This is a genomic window from Leptolyngbya sp. UWPOB_LEPTO1, from assembly GCF_017302695.1.
GTDB classification, from domain to species: domain Bacteria; phylum Cyanobacteriota; class Cyanobacteriia; order Leptolyngbyales; family Leptolyngbyaceae; genus Leptolyngbya; species Leptolyngbya boryana.
The window spans coordinates 600,647-618,789 of sequence record NZ_JAFLCJ010000001.1 but is presented as its reverse complement, the minus strand read 5'-3'; the positions used below and the strand labels follow the sequence as shown (position 1 = coordinate 618,789).

Below are 18,143 nucleotides of genomic sequence, written 5' to 3'. Positions count from 1 at the left end.
CACTTTTCTCTATTTTATTCGACCCGACTCGCAATCACTGCATAAAACGGATCACCACCTCCCATCCCTAGCATCTGGAACACAGGCGGAATCTGAGATTGTTTGATCACCACTTCCGGTTCTGAAAATCCAGGTACAGCTTTGAAATAGTTTTTGACGAGTTCAACGCGATCGCGTTCTGATCCGTCTCGCCAAGCGGCAATCGCTTTTTGATAAAACATCCGATTCGAGAAGCTAATGATGACAATTCCACCCGGTTTGAGCACTCGATGAATCTCAGTAAAAACGGCTTCGGGATATTGAACATACTGCACAGACACCGTATTCAAAACCGCATCGAAGGATTGATCCGGTAACGGAAACTTCGGATCTAAATTCAAATTCTGTACAAAGTAATGATTTAACCGAGGATTGCGAGCGAGTTCTGCGGCATTCAATCCATGTCCTTCGATATGCTCAAACTGCACATCATCCGGCAAATGTGACACCCAGCTACTCATCATGTCGAAAATCCGCGAATTTGGCTTTAAGCGATCGCGATACAGATCCGTCAATTGTTGAATAAATCCTGTATCAACATGCGTGACAAATCGAGGCTGGTCGTAAAACAATTTGTCATCGGTGGGATCTAATTTCTCGCGTTGATTCGGATTAAGCAGCATATTCATAAGAGGTAGAACTATAAACTTATGTTAACAAACAAGATTTGACTCGAATTGGGCAACAGGTCATGATGAGAACGGCAATGATCTAGGATGTTGGCGATATGCGTGTCCGTCAAAGCATTCCCGAACTATTCTCAACCTTTTTGCGATTTGAATCCGATCAAATCACAAGTTGGAGCACCGATTCGAGATTGCATCGCAGCATTCAGAAGCATTTGGCTCAAATGCCCGAAGAAACAGTCGATCGCTTTTGGGTAATGTATTGGCATCGCTGCTGGAGAAAAGAGGAAGCCTCTCCACGTCAGCAAATTGCAGCGGGACATGTTTCGGCTTATTTGCAAGAAGCGTGCTACTGGAGTGTGCAAAAGATTCAACCTAAAACTTCATCGCAGCAATTTCAGCTTGCCGATTTGTTTCAAGTTGCGATCGCTGCCGTGCCTAAAATTCTCAAAGCCTGCGATCCCGACGAACGAGCCAGCCTGAAGACTTATGCCAGTTCCGCATTTGGCAACGTAGTTCGAGATTGGTTACGCCAGCGTCGAGAGATTGATCTGTGCAATCATTGGGGATTGCTCTTGAAGCTGAGCCGCAAACGCTTAATTGAAGCGCTACAAGGATTAGATGCCTCAACGATCGAGCAATATCTCACAGCTTGGAAATGCTTTGAACTGTGTTATCTACCTGCAAAAACGCTAGGCATGAGACAGAGTGCGGCTCCCAGTGCAGAAGTTTGGAATGCGATCGTCACTCAATATAAAAAAGAAACAGGCGAAGCGGTGAGTTCAGCCACTTTGGAGCGTTGGCTAACCGATTGTGCAAATCGGGTGCGATCGCAGTCTTTTCCGACGGTCTCCTCTTTAAATATGCCAAGACCTGGACAAGACGATGGCGAATTACAAGATGAGGTTATAGATTCAAGAGATTCGCTATTAACTGAGTTGATTGAGCAAGAAGAACAGCGGGAAAGGCAGGATCAGCGATCGCAGCTCAATCAAGTCTTGGAAACTGCGATCGCCGAATTCGATGTGTCTGTCCAACAACTGTTACAGCTTTATTACCAGCAACAATTCACTCAGCAGCAGATTGCGAAACAGCTTGAGGTGCAACAGTACACAGTGTCCCGAAAGTTATCGAAAGCGCGGGAGGCATTACTGTTGAAATTAGTTCGGTGGAGTCAAGCGATCAATCCTGCAACTGACCCAGAAGTGATTAAGAGCATGGGTCTAGTTTTGGAAGAATGGTTACAGAAGCATTATTCGTGAACGATCTGTACTAACCTTCGGTATGGTCTAGGCTTCCAACTTCACAGAGAATAGTCTCTGCGATCGCAACTCATCACTTAATTTGAGCGAACTAGATCCATCAGTATCTCATATCCCCAAGCTCCTAACGTTTCTGAAGGGCAGGAGACAGAATTTCAGTGGAATAGACTGCACCACTTAACATCAGTTCTGTCACAACTGAATATGCTTCGCTCCATGCCTGTTCAGCGTTAGGAGTCCAAGCCTCTCCTAGACAAAGGGCAAGTGCTTTCAACAACGTGCTGCCCACCAGCGGATAATGTTCGGGCAGCACCCCGTATTGGATATGGCGAGTGCCTAAACCCTGAAGTGGGTGAGCCAAGCGATCAGGATGACGGAGACTTTCTACAACTAGGACAAGCGATTGAAAGAGCTTCTTGGCTTGGTCTTCCATATGGGTGTTTGCAAAAAGCGGCTTGACCTCTGGATAGTCGGCAAATAAATTTGTGTAGAAGTGATTCGTAAACTCAAGCTCCTGTGCTTTAATCTGCGCAAAACTGGACTCTAACAATTCAACATTTAAAGGCATACAGCGCTTCCTCTTGTTCACTTTTCACAAAGTATTAGACTCAGATGAATTAATCTATGAGGTAGCTCATTCAGGCAATAGATGAGCGATCGCGAGAAAAAATGCTGAGGAGAGTTTGACGGGCAAAATACAGCAAGACAATCTCTTCAAATTTCTCTTCAAATTTGAGTTGCTTAGGCAGGTTGAAGACCTGTCACAAATTAGATGCTTCAAACCACTAAGATCACGGCTTAATAGAAGAATAATCACGGGGATACGATCGATACAGACGCGCCCTGAAGCTTCCCCGATTCAGGCGGTGAGAAAAAACCTATGCTTTCAAGACTTCGGCGAATCATTCGGCAATTTTTTACTAGAACCAGAACGATCAATAAACAGCCCTTAAACCCGGCAAGCCTGATCGTGCTGATCTTGATCGACATCTTCATCCTTGTAAATGTCTTTACAGGACTCAATGATATTAGCAATTGGGTTCTCAGCCCCACTCAAGCCAATCCTTGCTACACGGCATGGCAAAACTATCGAGAGTCCAAAGACAAAAATAAAGATTTCAATATCGTCCGTGCTGCCGCAGATAAAGATTTCTACCCTCCAATTTCGAGCTTCCCGCCAAACTCAGCAAATCAGACCTTACAAGACAGTTATCGACAGAATTCAAGAGGACAATTGGGCGATGTATCGCCGACCTGTCAAGGGTTTGCCACCGCTGCCGATAAAGTCAATACGCCAGACAACGAAAAGCTCGTGAAATCGATCGCTCAAAAACAAGACGCGATCGCGAAACTTGAAAATAGCAATCGAAATATTCGCGCTCAATATGATTCAACTCTACTCGAAAAGATTGCAGGTCAGAATCGAGAGCAATCAATCAACAATGTTGGCGCAGAAAAAGCAAAACAACAACTCGATAATAATAATCAGCAAATTGCTCAACTGAGACAAGAAATCGAGAAACTTAAAGCTGATTTGTTAGCAAAACCAGAAAGCACTGCATTTCTCAAACTTCTGAATGACGGCAACACCTTTAGTGAAGTTGAAAGAAGCTATAAACATGCTTCATTCTGGTATCCCAGCATTCAACTGACCTTACAAGCGCTCTTTCTCGTCCCGCTCTTGATTGGAGCCGCGATCGTCAATCGATTTGCCGAGCGCAAACGCTACGGATTAGTTGCACTGATTAGCTGGCACTTGCTGATCATTTTCTTCATTCCGTTGATTCTGAAAGTCTTTGAATTTCTCCAAGTCGGTGTCCTGTTCAAAGTTCTGTTTGATCTGATCAGTACAATTTTTGGAGGATTAGTCTTTCTGGTCAGTTATGCCTACATTTTGATTATCCCGATTGCAGGTTTCGCACTGATCAAACTGTTCCAGACCATTGTGAAAAAATCGAAACCTCAGCCTTCGATTTTAGTTCAACAATCTCGCTGTCTTAACTGCACCAGAGTTCTCAAAGGCGGAGAAGATTACTGTCCTCACTGCGGCTATCACCAACATCACGAGTGCCACAATTGTCACCAACCGACTTATCAGCATCTTCCCTACTGTCGCAACTGTGGTGCAGAACAAAATCCGAGTGAATCAATTTAAGAGAATTCATCTACGATCGATAAAAATCGGGTCAGCCTATGTATCCCATTCCTTCATTCTTCGATCGTACTTCTGTGAATTCGGTGTGGCGTGTTCCTTATCAGCAACGCGCCACCGATGCCGAAGCTTGGGCAAAACAGCATCAGATCACCCCCGCTGCTGACGATCGCAAACGCATTTGTCTATTAGCGATCGATGTACAAAATACCTTCTGTCTTCCCGATTTTGAGTTGTTTGTGGGGGGTCGATCGGGTCAGGGTGCGATCGAAGACAATGTGCGGCTGTGTGAGTTTATCTATCGCAATTTAGGAACGATCACCGAGATTGCTCCCACAATGGATACTCACACAGCAATGCAAATCTTTCATCCGATTTTCTGGGTGAATGAAGCAGGAGAGCATCCGATTCCAGCGGCAACCTTAATTCAATTCGAGGATGTGCAAAATGGAGTCTGGCGGGTCAATCCCTCGGTTGCAGCAAGTTTGCAAGCAAGCTATGACAGGCTGAATCAGCACGCTTTGCATTATACGAAGCAACTCACCGACGCAGGGAAATATCCTCTAACGGTATGGCCCTATCACTCAATGCTAGGTGGAATTGGACATGCGTTAGTGTCAGCCGTTGAAGAAGCAATGTTCTTTCATTGCATTGCTCGCAGTAGTCAGACCAGTTTTGAAATCAAAGGCAATCACCCTTTAACTGAAAACTATTCTGTTCTGCGTCCTGAAGTGTTGACAACCACGGGTGGTGAATTGCTTGCACAGAAAAACAGCCGATTGATTGAGAAATTGTTGAAGTTCGATGCGGTGATTATTGCAGGTCAGGCAAAAAGTCATTGTGTCGCTTGGACGATCGATGATTTGCTCACGGAAATTCAAGTCTATGATCCTAGCCTAGCTCAGAAAGTGTATCTGCTCGAAGATTGCACTTCCGCAGTCGTTGTACCGGGCGTTGTCGATTACACTGAGCAAGCAGATCAGGCGTATGAACGATTCGCAGCGGCTGGAATGAAGATTGTGAAATCGACAGATACGATCGCGGAGTGGGTTTAGTGGGGAGTGGGGAGTAGGGACAAGCGCTATTTCTCCCCATTTCCTTATTTCGGTTCTGCACAACCCTCGCGGACTGTATTTCCCATCATCAAAGTTGCAGCGTAGGGATAGTTCTTATCTGACATCGTATCGCTACAGGAATCGACTTTCTTAAGAACTAAGATGTTATTGCCTTGTAAACGGTAGACTCGAACATTGTCGATCGGGCGACCCTGTGCCCCGATTGGAGCGACATACGGGAAGGTGCGCGGCTTTGTATCAGGAGTCGTATAAACAATGCCTTTTTTGCCGATTGTAATATTCCAGAATGGTTCATTTCCGCGAACAATAAACTCGCGTGCTGAATTTGCAGAAGTTGGAACCGGAGTTTTTGCGATCGCGCTTAGAGAAACAACAGAAGCCATGCCAACAAAGGCAACACACCATAACCAAGATTTCATGATATTGAAAATACAATGAGTAAAGAATCGAGCAACTCAAAATCGCTTGTGTGCTCAATCATTTACACAATTACCATCAACCTGATTCCGGATCTGCCTGCTCTGATCCATGGCTTGATCATGAATTAAGAGTTCAATCGCGATCGCGGATCAGGAATCATAGCTCAAAAGTTCACGAAGTTGATGATCATCGACAGGCTGTAATAGATTGAGCAAATGTCCGTCAGGAGTTCTCACCAAAGCAACTTTACCGAAAGATAGTTGGCGAACAATCCCTTCTAATCTTCCGCCCATCGCTTCGAGATCTTCGACCGTGGTATACACATCTGCCACATGAAAACTCAAAATCGGTGAACTTTCAGTTTGATATGAACGAGTTGTAGCATGTAGCGCAATCTCTGTTCCGTCTGCTTCTAGCTCTGCCCAAGTTTCTGTGACTACATTGACTTTTAGCCCCAATCCTTCCCGGTAAAACTCTACAGAAGCACTAACATTCTCAACCATGAGAATAATCTGTCTAAATTGTGTCGTCATTTTGATTGCTCCTCAAGCTGTCAACTCTAGCTCAGGCATTCGAGAAAGAGATTGCCAAAACTGCACCACTTCATTTCCAACTGGCTCTGGATGAAAAAAGTGAAAGAAATGCCTGCCCTCTGGGCATCGCCATAAGCGATCGCCTAATTTCAGCATCCGGCTCCATTGAGCATGAGATCGCCGATCGATCACCGAATCATCATTGGCAGCACAGACTAATAATGGGATTTCGACTCCGCCTTTTGGCAATTGCACCAATCCGTACAGTGAATGGAGACTCGGCGATGTTTCTAAATCTCGATCGAGTAATGCCACAAACGCTTGAGTCTGGAAGGGCAGATGTGTGCCGAATAAGTTTCGTACCATTTGTCCCAAAACCTGCTGACGGCTACAGGGTAAAAGCTTCCGTTGAACGTAATAATGTGTATGCCAAGTAATTGCAGGTTGAGCAGCTACGCTGAAAAGCGTCAGTGACTTCACTTTTTCAGGATAGAGACGAGCATATAACAGTGCGACAATGCCACTGGTTCCATGTCCAAGTAGATGAACAGAATGGTGCTGAGTCTCTAAATACTGATGGAGAAGTTCAACGGCACTCGCTAAAGAACTTGCTTCGTCTAGATCTTGCTCATACTGCCATAATGCGATCGTTGCTTGTCGAGAAAGATACTGTATCAAAGGACGATCTAAAGCTTTCACTCCAGCACTTGCACTAACCCAAACTGCATCTACCACCTGATCCATCGCCATCTCCTTAACAAATTGAATTCTAAATTGACCTGAGCTTCGACCAATCAACTCGCGCTCATACTCATCCGCTCCGGAGTAGAATTCGAGGCAGATGAGCATCAGTGCGAGCGGCTTACCAAGCTTTAGGTCAAGTGAACTGCTCTAACCACAAACTCAGAATCAGGATTAATAATTTGTCCATCTTTGTCACTCCTAGACTGTTGCAAAATCAGGCAATACAACTTAGATGCCAAATGCAGATTTGAGTTGAGTCGCCCAAGCTTTGATCCGTTCGTCTGTCAGATCGGATTGGTTATCTTCATCAATGGCAAGTCCGCAAAATTTATCTCCGCGAACTGCCTTCGATTCTTGATGCTCGTAGCCTGCGGTGGAAGTCATCCCCACCGTTTGTCCTCCGAGTCCAGAAATTTTTTCTTCCAAGATCCCCATTGCATCTTGGAAGTTATCGGCATAGCCAATCTGATCGCCACAGCCAAAGTAGGCAACCTTTTTGCCATTGAAATTGATATTGTCTAGCTCATCGTAAAAGCCTTCCCAATCGGCTTGAAGCTCTCCAATGTTCCAGGTGGGACAGCCGATGATGAGGTATTCATACGGTTCAAAATCTTCAGAACTTGCATTGGCAATATCGTTCAACTCAACGATCGAGTCTCCTCCCAGTTGAGCTTGAATTGCTTCTGCAATTGTCTCTGTGTTGCCAGTTTGCGTGCCGTAAAATAAGCCGACCGTTGCCATCGTTGATCCTTCATTCTGTGAGTTACTCAGCCAGCCTTATTGATTAAAAGTCTCAATAAGCTTCAAGACCAAGCTTACCATTTTTATTGAAATAAATTTGCATCTAAGGACTGTTAAAAAATATTAAAAAAACGAGCAAATAAGAAAAACCAGACTTTCTAAGGCTTTGAGAGCGCAAAGTCTGGTTTAAATTTGCTTGTTTAGAACTTAAGTTGTTGAGAAAAAGTCTAGGTTAAATTGTGGCGCGATGGCAAGGTCGTTGAGAAAAAGCTTTTCGGGGCCACCCAATATTCCAGCCTGATTTTGAATGCGAGGCGACTTTTTCAGGGCGTTGCATAACTGCTCATCTTCATTCGTGTAAATGAACACGATCGCTCGATGCAGTCTGATCTATTTCTTAATCTTTTTCCATCCCCTGAGCTTTGATGTTAAAAAGACTGAAACGCCCTAATTCTCAGCTTGTGATTCATTTGCTTTATTCAAATCCCTTGGTGAGAACGCTATGAAATATCCTCAATGGTTCCTACCCATTGTTCTGGTTGCCTTGCTGATTACAGTCGGATGTTCCCACTCCAATGTCACGATCTCGGCACAGGAGGATGTTCTTGCTCAAAGTCCGAGTTCTGTCCTCAAACCAGAACCCGATCGCGTGACTGAAGCGCTCGATCGTTCAGATGTGCCTGAAGCCATTCGACAAATCGAAATCCGCTGGAAAAGCCAATACGAAGACTATTTTCAAGGAAAATTCAAAACCCAAATTGTGCCTGCTGCGGAAATTGCACGATCGCTGAATCAGATCAATCAACGCACGAAACGGAAATCGGCTCTATTCTATGCAATTCCAAGCGCGAACCATTTAGACTTGATGCTGGTCACTGCCAACGGTAAACCCATTCATCGCCGTATTCCCGCCGCAAATCGATCTGTTCTCACTCAAACGCTGCAATCTTTTCGCATGGGAGTTGTGCGAGACGATTCTGACCCGGATGATTACTTAGTCCCCGGACAGCAACTTTATCGCTGGATCGTCACACCCTTAGAAGCGCAACTTCGAGCCGAGGGGATCAATCAGATTATCTTCTGCTTGGGCAGTGGGCTAAGGAGCTTACCCCTCGCGGCTTTACATGATGGGCAGAAATTTTTGATTGAGAAGTATAACTTAGCGATTATTCCGGCGTTTAATTTACTCGATCGACAATCGCGTACCTCTCCCAATACTGAAATTCTCGCGATGGGAGCCTCTACGTTTAGCAATAAACCGCCCCTGCCCGGTGTACCGATCGAGATTGCATCGATCACCCAAACTCCCTGGCAAGGCACATCTCTGTTGAATCAAGAATTTACGCTAAAAAACCTCAGGGCACATCGACAAAAAACTCCCTATGGCATTGTGCATTTAGCAACTCATGCGGAGTTCTCGTCTGGCGATGTGAATCGGTCTTATATTCAATTCTGGGATCAACAGTTGAAGTTGAGTCAGCTTCAAGAATTGGGCTTGCAAAATCCGCCTGTACAATTGTTAGTCCTCAGCGCTTGTCGGACTGCACTGGGAGATACGAGAGCAGAAATGGGATTTGCAGGATTGGCAGTGAAGGCAGGCAGTAAAGCGGCGATCGCGTCTTTGTGGTCAGTCAGTGATGCCAGTACATTAATGTTGATGAAAGAGTTTTATCGAGCCTTGAAATCGGCTCCTGTCAAAGCAGATGCCTTACGAGAAGCCCAGATTGAGATGATTCAAAACTCCGATCGCCTTCGGGCACAAATTCGCGATCGTCGATTGCCGGAAGAAATCAGAGCCTTGGCGGATCAGAATTTAGCGCATCCGTATCATTGGGCAGCCTTTACGCTGATTGGAAATCCTTGGTAGGTTGCATAAGTTCAGATCTTGCAACGTGAATACCGCTATGTCGCACACCCAAACGATCTTCCTATGACTTACTTAAACGCTCTAGCTCAACCTGTTCTAGAAATTCCGCCATCGATCAATGCTGCTGCTTGGCAAAATCGATCTCGCACTGCTCCGGCTCGCTGGAACACATACCTCAATCAGGTCTGTTCTCAAACCGTTTCAGATTGGCTTCAAGACGCTCGTGAAACTCTAGATCGAACTGCGTTGCAGAATCTCTGGCAATTAGTCAATGGAACATCGTTTCGGCTCGACGCGCACCGAATCATTGTGATTCCAGATAAAACAATGGATACGCGCGAATTTCGAGTGCCGCAAGAATGGGTGGATATTCCAAGTTGGGTGGGGGATTACTACTTTGCGGCTCAGGTCGATCCCGATGAGGCGACGATTTTAATTTGGGGATACACGACTCATGCTCAGTTGAAAGCTTTGGGAGAGTATGATGCAAGCGATCGCATGTACAGCTTAGATGCAGAACAAATGTCTCAAGATTTTGCTGTCTTTGCATTGACGCGAGAACTGTATCCGCAAGCAGTTACTCGTGCTGAGATTGCGGCACTTGCCCCTGTTCCTGCGGTTCAAGCTGAGAATCTTGTGCAACGATTAGCCAATCCCGAAATTCTCCAACCTCGCTTAGAAATTCCCTTCCAACTCTGGGGAGCATTACTCGAGCAATCTGAATGGCAACAAAGATTAGGGCAATTGCGACAAGGCGTGAGAAGTGTATCGCTGCGCCAATGGTTGCAAAACACGATCGCAGAAGGCTGGCAAACCCTAGACAGCTTACTGGGTGATGAACCTGCTCTAGCTTATCGCTTCCGTCAAACGGCTGATGCAACTCGTCCCACGGTTCAATGTGTCAAAATTTTAGAACTCAGAGAACATACCTTCTGGTTGTCAGTGGTGATCGAGCAAGAAGAGGACGATCGCTTATCAGTACGGGTGCAATTGCGAGGTGCAGAACGCGATGAAATCCTACCGAGTGGAGTAATGCTAACGATGCTTTCGAGTGCAGGCGAGGTTGTGCAATCGGTGGAAGCCCGCGACCAAGATAATCTGATTCAACTCCGTCGTTTCCGATGCTCGGCGGGAACTGAATTCAGCTTACAGATTTCATTCGATCGAATTCAAGTCACTGAAGACTTTATTGCATAGGTGCGAACAATGGATCATCTGATTGTTCTCAATCTAGGGCAAGGCAACTGGAAAGATGGATTTCCCACAGTTATTGCTCAACTGTGGGAGTCTGGACGATCGACCCCGATGCAGTTTACGGGCAGTCTGCCTGCGACTCCAACTTTAGTCGATCGCTTAACTCGCTGGCGGTCAATTTATACAGCCCTCTATGCTCACCTTGGGTTACGTCGCTCAGAATTTGAACTCGATGACGATGAACCGACTCATATCTCTGCGGCTGAATTTCATCAACTGACGCACGAAGTTCAAAGTCAATTTAATCTCTGGCTTAGTGCTAGTTCCTTTCGGGCGATCGATCGACAACTTCGCACCCGCCTTTCTCCGAAAGATTCAATTCGGCTGATGGTTGTGGCGCACGATCGACAGATTCTTCAGTTACCTTGGTGCTTATGGGATTTTCTATCGGACTATCCTTACGCAGAGGTCGCATTGAGCCTGCCGGAATTTGCGCGATCGCTGCAACTTCCGAATCCGAATCGCCGCAAGAAAGTACGAATTCTCAGCATTCTCGGCAATTCTCAAGGCATTGATGTCGAACGCGATCGCGCTTTGCTGCAAAAGCTTCCGAATGCAGAAGTTCATTGTTTAGTTGAACCAACCCCTCAAGCTTTACAAGAGACGCTCTGGCAATCGGCTTGGGATGTTTTATTTTTTGCGGGACATAGTTCGACAGATGTGAAAGGCTACATTCAAATTAATCGAACTGAAACGTTAACGATCGAGCAATTAAAGTACAGTTTGCGTCATGCGATCGCGCAAGGTCTGAAGCTTGCGATTTTTAACTCTTGTGATGGGTTAGGGCTAGCTCAGGACTTAGCTGATTTACAACTTCCGCAAGTGATTGTCATGCGCGAACCTGTGCCGGATCACATTGCTCAAGAATTCCTAAAATCTTTTCTCAGTTCATTTTCGAGTGGGCAGTCTCTCTATCAGTCGGTGCGAGAAGCGAGAGAGAAATTACAGGCATTAGAATCTGATTTTCCTTGTGCGACTTGGCTACCTGTGATTTGTCAGAATCCCTCTGAAGTGCCTCCAACTTGGCAGGATTGGTGCGGTCAGAAGCGGCAACTTTTGCCCCCAATGTCACGATCGCAGCTACAAACGATCGCACTCAGTACCCTTGCGATTACTGGATTAGTCTCAGGAATTCGCTGGTTTGGAGCAATGCAGTCGATCGAACTTCAAGCGTTTGATGTGTTGATGCAACATCGCCCAGTTGAACCACCTGACCCGCGAGTCTTGATTGTCAAAATTGAAGAAGAAGACATTCAGCGACAGCCTCAGAATGGCGGATCGATCTCTGATGAAACGCTCGATCGCGTTTTAGAAACGTTAGAACGTCATCAAGCGCGGGTAGTAGGGCTTGATCTCTATCGCGACTTTCCCACGCAACGTCCGAGCTTAAAAAAGCGCATGGCACAGATGGCACAAAATGCTCAACTCGTCGCCATCTGCAAACGTCGCGATCCTGACTCCAATGATCCGACAGGCATTGCACCGCCTGCTGAAATCAGTGCTGATGCCGTTGGGTTTAGTGACGTTGTGCAAGATCGCGATGGTGTCTTGCGGCGGCATCTTCTCTTTGCAAGTGCCGATGAGATTGGCACTTGTGCGACGGCTTATTCGCTTAGCGTTCAGCTTGCCTTTCGCTATCTCAGTACTCAAACGTCTCCGATCGCGCCAGAGTTTACTTCTGATCAGCATTTGAAGTTTGGCAGTACTGTGTTTCCGGCTTTAACTGAACCGACGAGTGGCTATCAGCGCTTTGATGCACGCGGCAGTCAGATTTTACTGAACTATCGATCGACAAAATCCCCGATCGAGGTCGCGCAGCAAGTAACCGTTCGCCAATTGCTCAACGGTGAAATGAATCTCAATGCTATTCAAGATCGGATTGTGCTGATTGGCGTAACGGCTCCGAGCGCAAAAGACTATTTTGCAACGCCTTATGGCAGAGGCTTTTCGCAACAACTTCCAGGGGTGATCGTTCAGGCACATATGGTCAGCCAGATGATCAGTGCTGTTTTAGATAAACGACCTTTGCTCTGGGTTTGGTCAACTGCGATCGAGGTGATGTGGATCGGAGCTTGGACAGTGTTCGGAGGCTTACTCATCTGGCGGTTTCGTCAGTTGAAATGGATCGCGATCGCAGGTGCAGGCTGCATTTTCCTCCTGATTGCTGGATGTTGGTTTGTGCTAACTCAAGCCGGATGGATTCCGCTCGTACCAGCATTGCTAGGATTTTTGCTCAATGGCGGCACAGTTGCCTACCGATTTCTTGCTTCATCTCAACCGAACTCACTCTAAACCGAATTTAAGAAGGATCAATTATGAAGTTCAAACCGTCTCAAATTGCCTTAAGCGTCTCATTGCTCAGCGTTGTCTCGATCTCTCAATTTACTTCTGCTCAGCAACGCATTCGATTTACTCCACCGCCTTCTCCGAGTACCAGTACTCCGTCCGATCGTGGCACAGGTGCAGGTGCTCGCGGATGTGATAAAGAATTTGCGGGATTAAAAGCTTTAGTGCCATCGCCATCTCCGAATGATCAGTGGGGCTTAACGGTCAGCGATCGACCAACCATTTGGTTTAATATTCCAACCGGGGTCAAAGCAGGCACGCTTGTTGAATGGAAACTACGGAATGCTACGAATAAAGTGATTTACAGAACTACAACGCGCCTACCCAAAACAGATCCAGGCGTTGTGAGCTTTTCGATTCCTGAATCCGTTGCTCCGTTAGCAGTTTCGACCTATCAATGGGATTTTGCAATCTACTGTGAGAGTGGAACTCGTGACCCGAACAATCCGAGCGACGATATTATCGATCGACCTTTGGTGAAAAAAGGACGAGTTCAAAAAGTCTCTGTACCTCCAGCTTTGCAGCAAGAATTAGCAGAGGCTAAAACTCCATTAGATCAAGCAAAAGCTTATGCAAGATACGGCATTTGGTATGATGCTTTAACCGTCTTGGGCAAACAAATTCAAACGGCTCAAAAGCCGGATAAAGCAATCTTGGAAGCTTGGAATGAATTGCTCCGACAACAAAAACTAGAAGGCAAAGCCTCGGCAACGGTAACATCGTGCTGTAAGTTGTGAGGAGAAGAACCCAAGCAATGCGCCTGTCTACCTCATGAGTGATGCTGACGATGGAACTACGATCGATTCAAGCTACGAGATACGTCACCCCTTTACGCGAAGGTGGATCACTTCCTGCGATCGTAGAAGCTGATGATGATGGCATGTATGTCCTCAAATTTCGGGGTGCGGGACAGGGTGTAAAATCTCTGATTGCGGAACTAATCGCTGGCGAACTTGCGCGATCGCTCGGCTTACCTGTTCCAGAAATTGTATTCATTGAACTTGATCCAGACTTAGCCCGCACTGAGCCTGATCCAGAAATTCAAGATTTGATTCGAGCGAGTGCGGGTCTGAATCTTGCACTCGATTATCTACCTGGATCGATTACGTTCGACCCCGTTGCAGGCAAAGCCGAAGCTGAGCTTGCCTCTGACATTGTTTGGTTCGATGCCTATGTGACCAATATCGATCGCACGGCTAGAAACGCTAATATGCTCGTTTGGCATCGCAAACTTTGGCTGATTGATCATGGTGCTGCTTTGTACTTTCAGCATACTTGGACTCACTATCTCGATCGCAGTCTCGATCGCTTTCCTGCAATTAAAGATCATGTGCTTCTGCGCTTTGCCACTCACCTCGAAGCGGCTCATACTAAGATGACGGCGCGCCTGACACCTGATATCATCCGTCACATTATCAATCTCATCCCGGACAGTTGGCTGGTCGAAGGTTCTCCATTTACAGAGCCAGATCAGCATCGGGAAGCGTATGTTGAGTATCTACTCAAGCGCTTAGAGTCATCGCAGATATTTTTGGAGGAAGCGATTCGTGCCCAGTCACTTTACTTATGATTACGCTATTATTCGCGTTGTCCCCAAAGTTGAGCGCGAAGAATTTATCAATGTTGGGGTGATTGTTTCTTGTGGTGTGAAACGCTTTCTCGACGCTCGGATTGAGTTGGATGAATTGCGCTTACTCGCGCTTGACCCAACTCTAGATATCGAAATGATTCGCGATCATCTCGCGGTGATTCCCAAGATCTGTCAGGGTGGGGAGCAAGCAGGAGCGATCGGACAACTTCCCCATCGAGAGCGATTTCATTGGCTGGTTGCGCCCAGAAGTACGATTATTCAAACTTCTAAAGTTCATACCGGGCTTTGCCAAGATCTTCAGGCAGTGCTAGAACATTTGATGAACCGCATGGTTAGGAAAAATGCTCATGTTGAAACAGTTCACTCTTAGGACGCAGATCGGTAGGGTTGGCATAGCAATGATGCACGCATTTGCCATCGGCATTGCGGCATGTTCTTCCCCATCTGCAAATACTGCTGCGCCTGCACCTGTTGCTCAAACAACCCCAACCAATGGAACAACTCAGGGATTTCGGCAGACAAAGGTCTTAGAAGGATTAGAAAACCCTTGGAGTATGGCTTGGCTTCCTGATGGCACCATGCTGATTACTGAAAGACCCGGTCGGCTACGAATTGTTCGCGATGGCAAGCTAGATCCGACTGCGATCGCAGGTGTGCCCGAAGTCTTGGCAACAGGGCAAGGCGGATTGCTGGATGTCTCTGTTCATCCTCGATTTAGCGAGAATCGATGGATCTACCTCACCTATGCGCACGGTACACGCGACTCAAATCGTACCCGTCTTGCGAGAGCGACCTTTGACGGCAAAGCATTGCGCGATGTGCGAGTCATTTTTGAAGTCGCTCAAGCCAAATCGGGTGGACAGCATTTTGGATCGCGAATTCTTTGGTTGCCGGATAACACGATGCTCGTTGCAATCGGAGATGGTGGAAATCCTCCCGTTCAGCTAGGAAGTGAGCTAATTCGCGAGCAAGCTCAGAACTTACAGAGTCGTCTTGGCAAAATTGTGCGCTTGAATGACGATGGTTCCATTCCGTCGGATAACCCGTTTGCAGCAAATGCGAAGGCAGATTCAGCGATTTGGAGCTATGGACATCGCAACATTCAAGGGCTTGCCTTTGATCCTGGCGCGAAAAGAGTTTGGTCAACTGAACACGGGTCGCGGGGCGGTGATGAATTGAATCTTATTGCCGCGGGTCAGAACTATGGCTGGCCTGTGGTTACACATAGCCAAGAGTACTTTGGTGGTGAGATTTCACAGGAACGATCGCGACCCGGTATGGTTGATCCAAAAACGGTTTGGACTCCAGCCAAGGCTCCTTCTGGGCTTACATTTTATACGGGCGATCGCTTTCCTGGCTGGCAAGGAAATCTATTCGCAGGCGGTCTAGTGTCTCAAGATGTGCGTCGAATTGAGTTAGATCAAGCTGGAAATGTCCGAAGTCAACAATCGATCAAGATTGGGCAGCGGGTGCGAGATGTCCGGCAAAGTCCAGATGGATTGTTGTACATTCTCACGGACGCATCGAATGGTCAATTGATTCGATTAGAGCCGACAGGTGGCTAAGTTAGTAAAGCGCAGCAAGCTTGTACAGTGGTCGTGATGTGCCAATGTACCTTTAGAATGAGAAATCGTGCTTGCTGAAGCTGGACTGTGTATTTATGAGTTTGATCGAACTGAGCTTAGATGCGACTGAAGAGGCGATCGATTGGATTCGATCGCTTCTCGCAACTGTAAATTACACAGGAGAGCTTCAAATCGAGAAAGGTGAATCTCCTTGGGCGTTTCATGTTCGGTTTTATTTAAGCGATCGTACAAAAGTCAATCCGATCGAACAGGCTCTTTCTTCGTTGTATCGAACCGGAATGACAACAGAATTAGAAACCGCGATCGTCGAACAAAAAACAGAATCGACCCCAGAATCTTATCGAATTGGGAATCGCTTCGTTATTGGTTCTGCAAACCATGCGGATGATATCACGCTCAACATTCAAGAAAGTCTGGCATTTGGCAGTGGATTTCATCCCGCAACGATTCTCAGTCTGCGATTGATTGAACGGCATATCACGCCTGGATTAGAAGTCTTGGATTTAGGCTGTGGGTCTGGAATTTTGAGTGTAGCAATCGCAAAGTTAGGTGCGAAAGTTTTAGCGATCGACAATGATGCGATCGCAGTTGAGGCAACTCAAAAAGCAGTTGAGCAAAATACAGTTCAAGATCTGGTCACGGTTCAACTGGCAAGTTTGGGTAAGGGAAGTGAGCTTGGACATTGGATGGGAGGCGAAACCGGAGAAGTTTGCGCGATCGAACCCAATGAGAATTTCGATCTGATTGTGGCAAATGTGTTTGCGCGAATTTTGATTCGGCTGAGTGAGGATTTGAAAAAGGCAGTGCGATCGCCAGGGCGATTAATTTTGGCAGGATTTACGATCGAATACGAAGAGGAATTGACCGAAACATTGGGGGCGTTAGGGTTTGAGTTATGCGATCGACTTCAAGAAGGGGATTGGATCGCACTGGCTTATCAAATCTGAATTGATATTGGATACAAAAAACCCCCGACCAAATCGCCAGGGGTGAATCATCAGGGTGCATCTACCATTCCCCTATACCCAAAAAACCCTCTCGATCCGGAAAATTGCCGAAAATTTTCCCTAATCAACGCCTCAATAGTTCTGCCGCTTGCTTCACAGGCTCTAAGAGATCTAAAGAAACATGCAGGCTATTAAGCGATCGAAACTCATCCGCTTTCACGTCCGCAGGCATTCCGTGAAAATCACTGCCGCCCGTCATTAACAAGCCATACTTGGCGCACATCTCTTTTAACCGTTCTGCCTGCCACAACGTATGACTCGGATGAAAGACTTCCACGCCCATCAAACCTGCTTCGACTAATTCCGGCAAAATATCCTTCACAGGTCTGCCTCGATACAGAAACGGATGCGCCCAAACCGGAACCGCCCCACAGTCGCGTAAAAGCTTAATGCCATCGACCGCACTAAATTTTTCATACTGCACAAATGCAGGTTGAGCATCGCCGAGAAATTCATCAAATGCATCGCGTGTTGATTCTACATACCCCGCTTTTACCATTGCAGCCGCAATATGCGGGCGACCTGGAGCCATGCCTTCACCCATTTCGGGCAGTTCGATCGGATAGCCCAGCGCTGCCAATTTATCGATCATTGCTTGAGCGCGACGTTTTCGGCCTGCAAGACGTTCGTTCAGCGGGGGAACTAAGCGATCGCGATCCGGATAAAATCCCAAAATGTGCATTGAGCGATCGCGATAAACAGTACTCAACTCTAAGCCAGGTACAATCTCTAACTCAGGAGGAGCCGCCGCGATCGCTTCATCCCAGCCTGAAACGGTATCATGATCGGTAATTGCAAGCGCCCGGACACCTGATACCAAAGCTGCTTCGACTAGCTCAGTCGGCGTGAGCATTCCATCGGAGAAAGTTGTGTGGCAATGTAGTTCTAACATGCTTCTA

18 protein-coding genes are annotated in these 18,143 nt (G+C 46.7%); 11 read left to right on the top strand and 7 right to left on the bottom strand.

All coding sequences use genetic code 11. The features are described from left to right. Positions 1-14 precede the first annotated feature (14 nt). On the bottom strand, positions 15-668 hold the full coding sequence (locus J0L70_RS02720; protein WP_326498278.1) for a class I SAM-dependent methyltransferase: 654 nt from the start codon (positions 666-668) through the stop codon (positions 15-17). Positions 669-766: 98 nt separating this feature from the next. Here J0L70_RS02720 and J0L70_RS02715 point away from each other — a divergent pair, with 98 nt between their 5' ends. Further along, complete coding sequence (locus J0L70_RS02715; RefSeq protein ID WP_287452994.1) at positions 767-1,927, top strand: sigma-70 family RNA polymerase sigma factor; 1,161 nt, start codon at positions 767-769, stop codon at positions 1,925-1,927. Between the two features lie 124 nt (positions 1,928-2,051). Here J0L70_RS02715 and J0L70_RS02710 read toward each other — a convergent pair whose 3' ends face one another. Next, the gene (locus J0L70_RS02710; RefSeq protein WP_017290270.1) at positions 2,052-2,495 is read right to left on the bottom strand and encodes a globin family protein; all 444 of its coding nucleotides are present in this window, start codon (positions 2,493-2,495) and stop codon (positions 2,052-2,054) included. A gap of 312 nt (positions 2,496-2,807) precedes the next feature. On the opposite strand from J0L70_RS02710, the gene J0L70_RS02705 reads away from it, so the two are divergent. Continuing rightward, on the top strand, positions 2,808-4,082 hold the full coding sequence (locus J0L70_RS02705; protein ID WP_287452993.1) for a hypothetical protein: 1,275 nt from the start codon (positions 2,808-2,810) through the stop codon (positions 4,080-4,082). Positions 4,083-4,120: 38 nt separating this feature from the next. Then, positions 4,121-5,134, top strand: coding sequence for a cysteine hydrolase family protein (locus J0L70_RS02700; RefSeq protein ID WP_287452992.1), 1,014 nt, complete (start codon positions 4,121-4,123; stop codon positions 5,132-5,134). Positions 5,135-5,178: 44 nt separating this feature from the next. Here J0L70_RS02700 and J0L70_RS02695 read toward each other — a convergent pair whose 3' ends face one another. The 4 genes from J0L70_RS02695 to fldA form a co-directional block, all read right to left on the bottom strand. Then, a complete protein-coding gene (locus J0L70_RS02695; RefSeq protein WP_268180933.1) occupies positions 5,179-5,574 on the bottom strand; it encodes a COG3650 family protein in 396 nt (131 codons plus the stop codon). 150 nt (positions 5,575-5,724) lie between these two features. Further along, positions 5,725-6,108, bottom strand: a complete 384-nt coding sequence (locus tag J0L70_RS02690) for a VOC family protein (protein ID WP_287452990.1) — start codon at positions 6,106-6,108, stop codon at positions 5,725-5,727. Between the two features lie 12 nt (positions 6,109-6,120). After that, positions 6,121-6,852 carry an alpha/beta fold hydrolase gene (locus J0L70_RS02685; protein WP_026148898.1) on the bottom strand — a complete coding sequence of 244 codons (732 nt, stop codon included), beginning with the start codon at positions 6,850-6,852 and terminating at the stop codon, positions 6,121-6,123. A gap of 228 nt (positions 6,853-7,080) precedes the next feature. Next, a complete protein-coding gene (gene fldA, locus J0L70_RS02680) occupies positions 7,081-7,593 on the bottom strand; it encodes a flavodoxin FldA (RefSeq protein WP_287452989.1) in 513 nt (170 codons plus the stop codon). Between the two features lie 502 nt (positions 7,594-8,095). On the opposite strand from fldA, the gene J0L70_RS02675 reads away from it, so the two are divergent. The 8 genes from J0L70_RS02675 (at position 8,096) to J0L70_RS02640 (ending at position 17,184) form a co-directional block, all read left to right on the top strand. Further along, positions 8,096-9,460, top strand: a complete 1,365-nt coding sequence (locus tag J0L70_RS02675) for a CHAT domain-containing protein (RefSeq protein ID WP_287452988.1) — start codon at positions 8,096-8,098, stop codon at positions 9,458-9,460. A 63-nt stretch (positions 9,461-9,523) separates the two neighbouring features. Continuing rightward, the gene (locus J0L70_RS02670) at positions 9,524-10,657 is read left to right on the top strand and encodes a DUF1822 family protein (RefSeq protein WP_287452986.1); all 1,134 of its coding nucleotides are present in this window, start codon (positions 9,524-9,526) and stop codon (positions 10,655-10,657) included. A 9-nt stretch (positions 10,658-10,666) separates the two neighbouring features. Further along, complete coding sequence (locus J0L70_RS02665) at positions 10,667-13,006, top strand: CHASE2 domain-containing protein (RefSeq protein ID WP_287452985.1); 2,340 nt, start codon at positions 10,667-10,669, stop codon at positions 13,004-13,006. Between the two features lie 23 nt (positions 13,007-13,029). Beyond that, the gene (locus tag J0L70_RS02660) at positions 13,030-13,797 is read left to right on the top strand and encodes a DUF928 domain-containing protein (RefSeq protein ID WP_017290280.1); all 768 of its coding nucleotides are present in this window, start codon (positions 13,030-13,032) and stop codon (positions 13,795-13,797) included. 41 nt (positions 13,798-13,838) lie between these two features. Then, a complete protein-coding gene (locus J0L70_RS02655; protein ID WP_017290281.1) occupies positions 13,839-14,630 on the top strand; it encodes a HipA family kinase in 792 nt (263 codons plus the stop codon). Then, on the top strand, positions 14,608-15,021 hold the full coding sequence (locus tag J0L70_RS02650) for a DUF3037 domain-containing protein (protein ID WP_287452982.1): 414 nt from the start codon (positions 14,608-14,610) through the stop codon (positions 15,019-15,021). Before J0L70_RS02655 ends, J0L70_RS02650 begins: the two co-directional genes overlap by 23 nt. A 28-nt stretch (positions 15,022-15,049) precedes the next feature. Further along, positions 15,050-16,216 (top strand): PQQ-dependent sugar dehydrogenase, encoded by a 1,167-nt coding sequence (locus J0L70_RS02645; RefSeq protein WP_353736603.1) that lies wholly within the window; start codon positions 15,050-15,052, stop codon positions 16,214-16,216. 95 nt (positions 16,217-16,311) lie between these two features. After that, positions 16,312-17,184 carry a 50S ribosomal protein L11 methyltransferase gene (locus J0L70_RS02640; RefSeq protein WP_287452981.1) on the top strand — a complete coding sequence of 291 codons (873 nt, stop codon included), beginning with the start codon at positions 16,312-16,314 and terminating at the stop codon, positions 17,182-17,184. 124 nt (positions 17,185-17,308) lie between these two features. On the opposite strand, the gene J0L70_RS02635 is transcribed toward J0L70_RS02640, so the two are convergent. After that, positions 17,309-18,136 carry a PHP domain-containing protein gene (locus J0L70_RS02635; protein WP_268180916.1) on the bottom strand — a complete coding sequence of 276 codons (828 nt, stop codon included), beginning with the start codon at positions 18,134-18,136 and terminating at the stop codon, positions 17,309-17,311. Between the last annotated feature and the right edge of the window lie 7 nt (positions 18,137-18,143).